At 67.3% G+C, this 11,098-nt stretch carries 12 protein-coding genes and 1 pseudogene; 7 read left to right on the forward strand and 6 right to left on the reverse strand.

What is annotated here, in order from left to right; translation table 11 throughout:
* Positions 1-5 precede the first annotated feature (5 nt).
* The 6 genes from mltB to lipA all read left to right on the forward strand — a co-directional run bounded on the left by mltB (position 6) and on the right by lipA (position 5,264).
* A complete protein-coding gene (mltB, locus tag B7D75_RS04740) occupies positions 6-1,028 on the forward strand; it encodes a lytic murein transglycosylase B (protein WP_023443052.1) in 1,023 nt (340 codons plus the stop codon).
* Entirely contained in the window at positions 1,025-2,053 is a 1,029-nt protein-coding gene (gene rlpA / locus B7D75_RS04745; RefSeq protein WP_052150454.1) for a septal ring lytic transglycosylase RlpA, read from the forward strand. The genes mltB and rlpA overlap by 4 nt, the downstream gene beginning before the upstream one ends.
* 65 nt (positions 2,054-2,118) lie before the next feature.
* Positions 2,119-3,279, forward strand: coding sequence for a D-alanyl-D-alanine carboxypeptidase family protein (locus tag B7D75_RS04750; protein WP_034079811.1), 1,161 nt, complete (start codon positions 2,119-2,121; stop codon positions 3,277-3,279).
* A 70-nt stretch (positions 3,280-3,349) separates the two neighbouring features.
* The gene (locus B7D75_RS04755) at positions 3,350-3,631 is read left to right on the forward strand and encodes a DUF493 domain-containing protein (RefSeq protein ID WP_003153382.1); all 282 of its coding nucleotides are present in this window, start codon (positions 3,350-3,352) and stop codon (positions 3,629-3,631) included.
* Positions 3,631-4,284, forward strand: coding sequence for a lipoyl(octanoyl) transferase LipB (gene lipB, locus B7D75_RS04760; protein ID WP_003093177.1), 654 nt, complete (start codon positions 3,631-3,633; stop codon positions 4,282-4,284). The genes B7D75_RS04755 and lipB overlap by 1 nt, the downstream gene beginning before the upstream one ends.
* A complete protein-coding gene (gene lipA / locus B7D75_RS04765) occupies positions 4,281-5,264 on the forward strand; it encodes a lipoyl synthase (protein WP_041025292.1) in 984 nt (327 codons plus the stop codon). The genes lipB and lipA overlap by 4 nt, the downstream gene beginning before the upstream one ends.
* Positions 5,265-5,492: 228 nt before the next feature.
* Here the strand turns inward: lipA and B7D75_RS04770 are convergent, their stop codons facing one another.
* Positions 5,493-6,386, reverse strand: a complete 894-nt coding sequence (locus tag B7D75_RS04770) for a LysR substrate-binding domain-containing protein (RefSeq protein WP_107114652.1) — start codon at positions 6,384-6,386, stop codon at positions 5,493-5,495.
* Positions 6,387-6,491: 105 nt separating this feature from the next.
* Here B7D75_RS04770 and B7D75_RS04775 point away from each other — a divergent pair.
* Positions 6,492-7,009, forward strand: a pseudogene (locus B7D75_RS04775) (alpha/beta fold hydrolase); the annotation flags it as partial.
* Positions 7,010-7,170: 161 nt separating this feature from the next.
* Here the strand turns inward: B7D75_RS04775 and B7D75_RS04780 are convergent.
* The 5 genes from B7D75_RS04780 to B7D75_RS04800 form a co-directional block, all read right to left on the reverse strand.
* Positions 7,171-8,517 carry a lytic murein transglycosylase gene (locus B7D75_RS04780; RefSeq protein ID WP_003152230.1) on the reverse strand — a complete coding sequence of 449 codons (1,347 nt, stop codon included), beginning with the start codon at positions 8,515-8,517 and terminating at the stop codon, positions 7,171-7,173.
* 260 nt (positions 8,518-8,777) lie between these two features.
* Complete coding sequence (locus B7D75_RS29900) at positions 8,778-8,912, reverse strand: hypothetical protein (RefSeq protein WP_023442969.1); 135 nt, start codon at positions 8,910-8,912, stop codon at positions 8,778-8,780.
* A gap of 178 nt (positions 8,913-9,090) precedes the next feature.
* Positions 9,091-9,243, reverse strand: a complete 153-nt coding sequence (arfA, locus tag B7D75_RS04790) for an alternative ribosome rescue factor ArfA (RefSeq protein ID WP_003152231.1) — start codon at positions 9,241-9,243, stop codon at positions 9,091-9,093.
* 91 nt (positions 9,244-9,334) lie between these two features.
* Complete coding sequence (gene holA, locus B7D75_RS04795) at positions 9,335-10,372, reverse strand: DNA polymerase III subunit delta (protein WP_003152232.1); 1,038 nt, start codon at positions 10,370-10,372, stop codon at positions 9,335-9,337.
* Positions 10,373-10,409: 37 nt separating this feature from the next.
* Positions 10,410-11,033, reverse strand: a complete 624-nt coding sequence (locus B7D75_RS04800; protein ID WP_053816712.1) for an LPS-assembly lipoprotein LptE — start codon at positions 11,031-11,033, stop codon at positions 10,410-10,412.
* Between the last annotated feature and the right edge of the window lie 65 nt (positions 11,034-11,098).

The raw sequence follows: 11,098 nt of genomic DNA on the forward strand, positions 1-11,098 counted from the left end.
CAAGAGTGAAGAACGCAATGCACGTACTGCGTACATGGGCGGCCAGGGGCGTCCAATGGGTCGGCGTGGCCGGCTTCGTTGGCCTGTCCGGGGCGGCCCAGGCGGGGGACTACGACGGCTCGCCGCAAGTGGCCGAGTTCGTCAGCGAGATGACCCGCGACTACGGCTTCGCCGGAGAGCAGCTGATGGGGCTGTTCCGCGACGTGAACCGCAAGCAGTCGATCCTCGATGCGATCTCGCGCCCGGCCGAGCGGGTCAAGCAGTGGAAGGAATACCGGCCGATCTTCATCAGCGACGCACGCATCAGTCGGGGCGTCGACTTCTGGAACAAGCATGCCGAGGACCTGGCGCGGGCGGAGAAGGAATACGGCGTACCGGCCGAGATCATCGTCTCGATCATCGGCGTGGAAACCTTCTTCGGCCGCAACACCGGCAGCTACCGGGTGATGGATGCGCTGTCCACCCTCGGCTTCGACTATCCGCCGCGGGCCGACTTCTTCCGCAAGGAATTGCGCGAGTTCCTCCTGCTCGCCCGCGAACAGCAGGTCGACCCGCTCAGCCTGACCGGCTCCTACGCTGGCGCCATGGGCCTGCCGCAATTCATGCCGAGCAGCTTCCGCGCCTACGCGGTGGACTTCGACGGCGACGGCCATATCAACATCTGGAGCGACCCGACCGACGCCATCGGCAGCGTCGCCAGCTATTTCAAGCAGCACGGCTGGGTCACCGGCGAGCCGGTGGTCTCGATGGCCGAGATCAACGACGAGAGCGCCGAGAGCGCGGTGACCAGGGGCGTCGACCCGACCATGAGCCTGGGCGAGCTGCGCGCCCGCGGCTGGCGCACCCACGATGCGCTGCGCGACGAGCAGAAGGTCACGGCGATGCGTTTCGTCGGCGACAAGGGCATCGAGTATTGGGTCGGTTTGCCGAACTTCTACGTGATCACCCGCTATAATCGCAGCGCCATGTATGCCATGGCGGTTTATCAGCTGGCGGGCGAGATTGCCCGCGCGCGAGGTGCCCATTGAGCAAGCGTGTCCGCTCCTCCCTGATCCTGCCCGCCGTCTGCGGCCTCGGGCTGGCGGCCGTGCTGTTGAGCAGTTGCTCCAGCAAGGCGCCCCAGCAGCCGGCCAGGCAGGCGGGCATTTCCGGGCCGGGCGACTATTCCCGTCCGCATCGCGACGGCGCCCCCTGGTGGGACGTCGACGTGTCGCGGATCCCCGATGCGGTGCCGATGCCGCACAACGGTTCGGTGAAGGCCAACCCCTATACCGTGCTGGGCAAGACCTACTACCCGATGAACGACGCGCGGGCCTACCGGATGGTCGGCACCGCCTCCTGGTACGGCACCAAGTTCCACGGCCAGGCCACCGCCAACGGCGAGACCTACGACCTGTACGGCATGACCGCCGCGCACAAGACCCTGCCGCTGCCGAGTTACGTGCGGGTGACCAACCTGGACAACGGCAAGAGCGTGATCGTCCGCGTCAACGACCGCGGACCGTTCTATTCCGACCGGGTCATCGACCTGTCCTTCGCCGCGGCGAAGAAGCTCGGCTATGCCGAGTCCGGCACCGCGCGGGTCAAGGTCGAAGGCATCGACCCGGTGCAATGGTGGGCCCAGCGCGGCCGGCCGGCGCCGATGGTCCTGGCGCAGCCCAGGCAGGCGGTGGCCCAGGCCGCTCCTGGCGCGGCGCAGCCGCAGGCGGTGGCAATGGCGCAGCCGATCGAGACCTATACCCCGCCGCCGACGCAGCACGCCGCAGCCGTGCTGCCGGTGCAGATCGACTCAAAAAAAAACGCTTCATTACCAGCCGATGGCCTGTATCTCCAGGTGGGCGCCTTCGCCAACCCGGATGCGGCGGAGCTGCTGAAGGCCAAGCTGAGCAGCGTGACGGCTGCGCCGGTGTTTATCAGCTCGGTCGTGCGCAACCAGCAGATCCTGCACCGGGTGCGGCTGGGACCGATCGGTTCGGCGGACGAGGCTAGCCGCACCCAGGACAGCATCCGCGTGGCCAATCTTGGCCAGCCGACGCTGGTACGCCCCGACTGAGCGCCTACTCACGCAGGGAATTCCCGCAAGGGATTGTTTGACCATTGGTAGAACCAGAGAGACGGATGAACATCACCACTATCGCGAAACGCTTGTCACTGCTTGTCCTGTTCATCGCCCCTACGGCTGGCTGGGCTGCTGAATCCATGGTTCCGGCGCCGCCGCAACTGGCCGCCAAGTCGTACGTCCTGATGGACGGCGAGAGCGGCCAGGTACTGGTCGAGAACAACGGCGACCAGCGCCTGCCGCCGGCCAGCCTGACCAAGCTGATGACCGCCTACATCGCCACCAAGGAGATCGAGGCCGGCCGCATCGGCGAGAACGACCTGGTCACCGTCAGCGAACATGCCTGGCGCACCGGCGGCTCGCGGATGTTCATCAAGGTCGGCAGCCAGGTCTCGGTGAGCGACCTGCTGCATGGCATCATCATCCAGTCCGGCAACGACGCCAGCGTCGCCCTGGCCGAGCATATCGCCGGCAGCGAAGACGCCTTCGCCGACATGATGAACACCACCGCGCAGAAGCTGGGCCTGACCAACTCGCACTTCATGGACGCCACCGGCCTGCCCAACCCGGACCATTATTCCTCGGCCCGCGACATGGCGGTGCTGGCCCGCGCGATCATCTACGGCGAGCCGAGCCACTATGCGATCTACGCGCAGAAGGAATTCCTCTGGAACAACATCAAGCAGCCGAACCGCAACCTGCTGCTGTGGCGCGACAAGACCGTCGACGGCCTGAAGACCGGCCACACCGAGGAGGCCGGCTACTGCCTGGTGGCTTCCGCTGTGCGCGACGGCCAGCGCATGATCGCCGTGGTGTTCGGCACCAACAGCGAGCAGGCCCGCGCCGCCGAGACCCAGAAGCTGCTGACCTATGGCTTCCGTTTCTTCGAAAGCCGCAACTTCTACAAGAAGGGCACCGAGCTGACCAAGGGCCTGGTCTGGAAAGGTTCCGAGCATGAAGTGAAGGCCGGCCTCGCCGAGGACCTGACCATGACCCTGCCGCGCGGCCAGATGCAGAAGCTGCAGGCCAGCATGGTCCTGGAGCCGCAGCTGATGGCGCCGATCCAGCAGGGCCAGGTGATCGGCAAAGTGGAAGTGAAGCTGGACGACAAGGTCATCCGCACCGCCGACCTGGTCGCCCTCAACGCCGTCGAGGAGGGTGGTTTCTTCCGCCGCCTGTGGGATAGCATCCGCCTGTTCTTCTACGGTTTGTTCAACTGACCGACCGGCGCCCGCCCGCTCACGAGGCCAGCGGGCGCCCGTCCCAGCGGACCACGGGTCCGCCGCCGCCATGACCGATACCCCTGACGTTCAACCCCCGAAAATCGAATTCCCCTGCGAGCGCTACCCGATCAAGGTGATCGGCGACGCCGGCGAAGGTTTCTCCGACCTGGTCGTGGAAATCATCCGGCGCCATGCGCCGGACCTCGACGCCGAGACCCTGGTGGTCCGCGACAGCAGCAAGGGGCGCTTCCTCTCGGTGCAGGTGCTGATCACCGCCACCGATGTCGACCAACTGCAAGCCATCCATAACGACCTGCGCGCGACCGGACGCGTGCACATGGTGCTCTGATGGGTCTCGAGCTGGGCTTCCGTGAGCTCGGCGAGGTTCCCTACGAACCGACCTGGCATGCCATGCAGCGCTTCGTTGCCGAACGCGACAAATCGGTGATGGACGAAGCCTGGCTGTTGCAGCACCCTGCGGTCTTCACCCAGGGCCAGGCCGGCAAGGCGGAGCATGTGCTGTTCCCCGGCGACATCCCGGTGATCCAGGTGGATCGCGGCGGCCAGGTGACCTACCACGGCCCTGGCCAGTTGGTCACCTACCTGCTGCTCGACGTCCGCCGCCTGGGCCTGGGCGTGCGTGAGCTGGTCAGCCGGATCGAGCAGAGCCTGATCGGCCTGCTGGCATCCTATGACGTGCAGGCCGTGGCCAAGCCGGACGCGCCGGGTGTCTACGTCGACGGGGCGAAGATCGCCTCGCTCGGCCTGCGCATCCGCAACGGCTGCTCGTTCCATGGCCTGGCGCTGAACCTGGACATGGACCTGCGTCCGTTCCAACGAATCAATCCCTGCGGCTACGCCGGGATGCCCATGACCCAACTGCGCGACCTGGTTGGGCCGGTGGATTTTGCCGAGGTGTGTACCCGATTGCGCGCTGAGCTCGTCTCACGCCTTGGCTACGCTGAACAGAAGACCCTTACGGGCGGGATCGAACTGACATGAGCACTGTTGTGGAGAAGTCCGGAGAAGCCAAGCCGGGCAAGGTGGAAGTCGGCGTGAAGCTGCGCGGCGCGGAAAAGGTCGCGCGGATTCCGGTGAAGATCATTCCCACCGAGGAACTGCCGAAGAAACCCGACTGGATCCGCGTGCGCATCCCGGTTTCCCCCGAGGTCGACCGCATCAAGCAACTGCTGCGCAAGCACAAGCTGCACAGCGTCTGCGAAGAAGCGTCCTGCCCGAACCTGGGCGAGTGCTTCTCCGGCGGCACCGCGACCTTCATGATCATGGGCGACATCTGCACCCGCCGCTGCCCGTTCTGCGACGTCGGCCACGGCCGGCCGAAGCCGCTGGACGTCGACGAGCCGACCAACCTGGCGATCGCCATCGCCGACCTGCGCCTGAAGTACGTGGTGATCACCTCGGTGGACCGCGATGACCTGCGCGACGGTGGTGCCCAGCACTTCGCCGACTGCCTGCGCGAGATCCGCAAGCTGTCGCCGGGCATCCAGCTCGAGACCCTGGTTCCCGACTACCGCGGGCGCATGGACATCGCCCTGGAGATCACTGCCAACGAGCCGCCGGACGTGTTCAACCACAACCTGGAGACGGTACCGCGGCTGTACCGCTCCTCGCGGCCGGGCTCGGACTTCGAGTGGTCGCTGGACCTGCTGCAGAAGTTCAAGCAGATGGTCCCGCACGTACCGACCAAGTCCGGCCTGATGCTCGGCCTGGGCGAGACCGACGAAGAGGTCATCGAGGTCATGCAGCGGATGCGCGAGCACGACATCGACATGCTGACCCTCGGCCAGTACCTGCAGCCGTCACGCAACCACCTGCCGGTGCAGCGCTTCGTGCATCCGGACACCTTCGCCTGGTTCGCCGAGGAAGGCGAGAGGATGGGCTTCAAGAACGTCGCCTCCGGTCCGCTGGTGCGCTCGTCCTACCACGCCGACCAGCAGGCGCACGGCAACAAGATCGGCTGATCGTCACCGCGCCAATGCCCTCCGACGCCGCGTCCCTGCGCAGGGACGCGGCGTTTTTCATTGGGCCGCCACGAAGCCTCTTCAGGCGCAGGGCGAACAATCGCTTGCGGTTATCCGCCGGCGCCGAGGCTCGGGGCATCGGCGGATAACGCCGGGGTCGTTACCCGCCCTGCGCGGGGGCGGCTCATTCCTGCGTGGCCGAGGCAGCGGGTGGAGCGCCGTTTGCGCTCACCCCCGTGCAGCGACGAAGCGATTGCGCTGGCCGAGTTGCCGTACCGCTTCCACCAGCGCCTCGGCCGCCAGGCTGGGCTGGCGCGAGAAGGCGTAGAAACGCGCCTCCGGCAGATCCGGAAGGCCCTGCTCCGGCCCCACTTCCCGCAAACCCTCGCGCATCTGGCTGCGTGCGACCACCGTCACGGCGAAACCGGCCAGCGCGGCGGACAGGCAGCCGGCCATGCTGGCGCTCTCGAACACCAGTCGCCAGGGGCGCGCAGCGGCGCCCAGGGCGGTGATCGCTGCCTCGCGGTAGACGCAAGGCTCGGGGAACAACGCCAGCGGCAGCGGTTCACCCGGGGATAGCTCGACCGCGCTCGCGGCGGCCCAGACCAGCGGTTCCTCCCAGAGCAGTTCGCCGTCGTCCTCGACTCGCCGGCATTGCTTGCCGAACACCACGTCGGTGCGGCCCTGGGCCTGCTGGCGGAGCAGGTCGCTGGTGATGCCCACCTTGAGTTCGATGGAGGCTTCCGGGTGCCAGCGGCGGAAGCGCTGCAGGACCCTGGGCAGCCAGGCGCTGGCGAAATCCTCCGAGGCGCCGATGCGCAAACGCTCGCGGATCGGCGTGCCGTGCAGCCTGGCGCGTGCCTCGCGCTCCAGTTCGACGATGTTGCGGGCATAGCCGTAGAGCGTCTCGCCTGCCTGGGTCAGCTCCAGGCGGCGGGTGGTGCGGCTCAGCAGGCCAACCCCGGCGCTTTGCTCCAGGCGCTTGATGTGCCCGCTGACCGCGGAGGGGGTGAGCGCCAGGTTGTCCGCGGCGAGGGCGAACCCTCCGCTGTCGACCACTTCGAGAAAGGTGCGCAGCAATACGATGTCCAGCGATTGGGAGACGGGGACGGCAAGCTCCATGAAGTCATCCATTCATTTCGTTTCATGAAGAGTAGACGCTAACTATTCATGAATCACGCGTGGAGATCGTTCCAGGATGGCGGTTCATCCTCCCGGAGGTGCCCGATGAGCCGCTATGCCTTCGCTTCCACCGACGACCTGGAAATCGCCTACCTGGAGTGGAGTCCCCAGGGCGAACGCAACGCCGTCCTGCTCCACGGCTGGCCGGACAGCCCGCATGGCTGGAAGGCCGTGGCGGAAACCCTGGCGAGCGCCGGCTACCGGGTACTGGCGCCGGCCCGCTTCAGGCATGCCGCGACGCCGCGCAGCGGGCAACTGGCGGCGCTGGGTTGTGACCTGCTGGGGCTCATCGACAGCCTGGCGCTACGCCGTCCTCTGCTGGTGGGCATGACTGGGGCGCTCGCGCGGTGGCCAATGCTCGCGGCCTGCGCGAGGGCGTTGGCTCACCGGGAGCACAGCTGCTGCCGGCGCCACGCATGGCTGTGCCGACCCTGGTCCTGCACGGCGGCGCGGACGCCTGTACCCATCCTGACGGCTCCCGCGGCCGCGAACAGTATTTCAGCGGACGCTGCCGGCGCCTGCTGCTGGATGGCGTCGGCCACTTCCCGCCGCGCGAGGCGGCCCTGCGAGGCGCTGCGGAAGCGCTCGCCGGTAGGGCGAATAACCGCATCGCGGTTATCCGCCGATGCGGGGCGGGGCGGTGGATAACGCCCGTGGCGTTATACGAGCCGGTATACCGCGAGCGGTCGTGCAGGACGTGGGACCATAAGCTCCGCCGGCGGCCCTATGGCGTGCGCAGGCGATCGAGCAGCGCCGGGGTCGGATAGCCGTCCGCCGGCCAGCCGAACTCCTGCTGGCAGGCGCGGATCGCCTTGCGCGTATTGGCGCCGATGATGCCATCCACCGCGCCCGGATCGTGTCCGCGTGCGGCCAACTGCTGTTGCAGTTCGATACGTTGCGAACGGCTCAGCGGCACATCCTCCAGCGGCCAGGCGGCGACGATCCGGCCGCCGCCCTTGAAGCTGTCGGCGAGCAGGCCGACCGCCAGGGCATAGGCGCTGGAGTTGTTGTACTTGAGGATCGCACGGAAGTTGTGCAGCACCAGGAACGCCGGGCCGCGATGGCCGGCGGGCAGCAGCAGGGAAGCCTGTTCGCCGGCGAGGTGTGCGGGCAGGCCGGCGCCAGCCACGCCTTGTACACCCAGTCCTTGCCACTCGCTCAGGGGCTTGCGGATGGTGAGCTCAGCCTGGGAGTAGTCGAAGCCCGCGGGCAGGCGGACTTCGAAGCCCCAGGGCTGACCGGCGATCCAGCCGGAAGCCTTCAGGTAATTGGCGGTCGAGGCCAGGGCGTCGCCGGGGGAACCCCAGATATCACGCCTGCCGTCGCCGTCGAAATCCACTGCGTACTGGTTGTAGGTGGTCGGGATGAACTGGGTCTGGCCCATGGCGCCGGCCCAGGAGCCGATCATGAAGGAGGCCGGAACGTCACCGTGCTGGAGGATCTTCAGGGCGGCGAGCAACTGGGCGTGGGCGAACTCCGGCCGGCGTCCCTCGTAGGCCAGGGTGGCCAGGGAGCGGATCACGTTCTTGTTGCCCATGTGCGAGCCGTAGTTGCTTTCCATGCCCCAGATCGCCACCACCGCGTTCGCGTCCACGGCGTAGCGTGCGTCGACCTGCTCGAGGATCCGCGCGTGGCGCGCCAGGCGTGCCTGGCCCTGGCGGACCCGCAAGGGATCGAGGGCGCCTTCCAGATACTTCCACACCGGACGGGTGAATTCCGGCTGGCTGCGGTCGGCTTCGACCACGGCGGGATCGGGTTGCACGTCGGCGAAGGCACGATCGAAGGTCTGCGCGTCGATGCCATCGGCCAGGGCCTGCTGGCGGAAGGCTTCGCGCCACTGCTCGAAGCTCTGTGCGGGCTGTGCGGCATCCGCCGTAACGCTGGAGTAACCCGGGACGGTCGGGCGCGCGCCAGTGGATGACTTGGCCGGCAGGGGGGCGGCAGGCTGGTTGTATTCGAGCGCCGGATTCTTTTGCGCGCAGGCGCTGGAGAGGCCAAGCCCCATGGCGATCACGGTGCTGCCCAGCAGCCCGCTCACCTTCAGCAGGGCGGATCGTTCGGGGTTACGCATTGCTCTCCTCAGCAGGGTCCTCGGGACGGGCCACCTTAGCACGCCGGCCTGGACGCGTCTGCCGTCGTTGGACGCGCCGGCAGGGCTCGGGTTCGCCAATGCGGTGCCATCGGCGCGGTGGATATCTTTCGCCATATGTTCGGTCACTGTCGGGCGGCCAATGGTTTCGTCCGTATCGCTGCGCCGCTTGTCGACGCCTCGCGGCACCCCGGTCCGGAATCGGCGGCGGGGCGCACGGCACGTTCGAGGCATTCGACTTCCTATTCCCGGCCTTCGTTCTGCGCGACATCGCTGTCCGCTTCGGCGCCGGCATCGAATACCCGAGCCTGGCTCTCGCGCCGCAATGGCCAGGGGACTGCCAGTCGGCCGCGCGGGATGTCGAGGCTGCGAATCATGATGGAGGAACCACCGGCTTTTTGCCCAACCCGATGGGACCATGTCCGGCACGCTGGCGATGGTGTGCCCATGGGCGACCTGGTGGCGGTGAGCTTGGTCTTGTCGAAGGGCTTCGGGGGGATGGCGGGGAGTGTGGGAGAGGCAGGTCGTTGCGGGAGGAATGGGCCAGCGGTTGTTTCAGGCCGCCATAACGAAAGAAGCCTCCCAGTTACGGGAGGCTTCGCGGCGGTAGCTGCCTTTGCCTTTCTTCGCCTGTTCCTGACGGCTGCGGAACAGGGGCTGGGCGATCAGGGATTTGGCCTTGTTCGGCCGCTTGCTTTTCTTTGCCATGGCAGAGGTCCTCGAAGGTGATCGGGCTGGCGCTCGCCAGCGCGCGCATCATCTGCCTGTCGCCGCGGATTGTCCAGTGCCGGTTGCGCCTTCAGGCTGCCGGCAGGCCGAGACGCTGGCCTGCGAGGGTCAGGGTGAGAAGCGAGAGGCCGCTCCAGGGGCTGCCGGGCGCCTGGCCCTTGATCTGCGCGTCGATCAACTGGGCGTCGCGCAGCATCTGGTTCCAGCGGCTGCTCGAGTGGCGCTGCAGGGCGCGGGTCAGCAGCGGCCGGCGCTTGTCCCAGACCGGCGGGCGTGCCTGGGCGAAGGCCTTTTCCAGGGGAATGCCCTGCCCGTATTGCTGGGCCAGGCCAGCCAGCAGGCGGATCTCCCGGGCCAGACCCCAGAGGATCACCGGTGGTTCGATGCCCTCGCCACGCAGCCCTTCGAGGATGCGCAGGGCATGGGCGGCTTCGCCGCCCAGGGCCGCGTCGATCAGGCCGAAGATATCGAAGCGTGCGCTGTCGGCGACCGCGGCCTGGACGGTGGCGGCGTCGATCTGGTTGCCCTCGGCGAGCAGCTTGAGCTTTTCGATTTCCTGGGCGGCGGCGAGGAGGTTGCCTTCTACCCGCGCGGCGATCAGCTCCAGGGCTTCGGGGCTGGCGGACAGCCCGGCCTGGGACAGGCGCTGGCGAATCCACTGCGGCAACTGATGGACGTCGACCGGCCAGACCTGGATGAACTGCGCGGCGCCGCCATCGATCAGGGCCTTGGCCCACTTGGTTTTCTGCGTACTGCCGTCGAGCTTGGGCAGGCTCAGCAGCAACACGGTGTCTTCCGGTGGCCGCTGCAGGTATTCCTGGATAATCGCCGCGCCCTTGTCGCCGGGCTTGCCGGAGGGCAGGCGCAGTTCGATCAGGCGCTTCTCGGCGAACAGCGACAGGCTGGCGCCAGCTTCCAGCAGCAGGCCCCAGTCGAAGTTGGCTTCCGCATTGAACACCTGGCGCTCGCCGAAGTCGCGTTCGCGGCAGGCCTGGCGAATGGCGTCGCAGGCTTCCTGGCACAGCAGCGGTTCGTCGCCACTGACGACATAGACCGCTGCCAGTGGGCCCTGGAGGTGTTTGGCGAGTTGCGCGGGAGTCAGTTTCATAGGGAAGGGCGGGGCCGGCAAGGCCGGCCCCGGGGTGTCACGGGGTGGGGAACTCGATCGGCGACTGCTGCGGCTCGGCGGCGCGGCGCTGGCGTTCGGCCTCGTCGGCGGCGCGCAGGGCGTCGGCTTCCGCCTTGGCCTTGGCTTCGGCCTGGCGCTGGGCCTCGTCGAGTTGCGCCGGAGTCAGCGTCTGCAAGCGCATGGAGAGCTGCTGGATCAGGTCGCGGCGCATTTCGCTGCGCAGTTGCGCGGCTTCCTGGTCGGAACCGATCAGGTTGTTCTCGTCGTGCACGTAGACCTTCTGCACCTGCACCTGGTTGCGCATCAGGACCAGGTCGTTGGCGCCGACGATCTCGTAGTTGATCGTGTTGGTCAGCTCGAACTCCGCGCCGCGCGCCGAACCGGTGTAGCTGACGGTGCGCTGCTGGCTGTCCTCGCGGACCAGCACCAGGTGGTAGGGAGCGCTGCTGGTGACCTTCACGCCGCTGTTTTCCAGATTTTCCTTCAGCTCACGCACGGTCGGACCGTAGGCATTGCGCGCGCTGACGTCGAGTTCCTTGAGCGCGAACTGCGCATCGCCCAGGCCGCGCAGTTGGAAGCCGCAGGCAGCCAGCAGGGTGGTCATACCGATCAGCGCGGCGCTGGTCAGGATACGTTTCATCAAGCTTCCCTCACTCCTGTTGATCAGCGCCCCCGGCTCTCCGGGGGCGTCGAATGTAGTCGCGC

This window comes from Pseudomonas paraeruginosa (assembly GCF_003025345.2).
Classification (GTDB): domain Bacteria; phylum Pseudomonadota; class Gammaproteobacteria; order Pseudomonadales; family Pseudomonadaceae; genus Pseudomonas; species Pseudomonas paraeruginosa.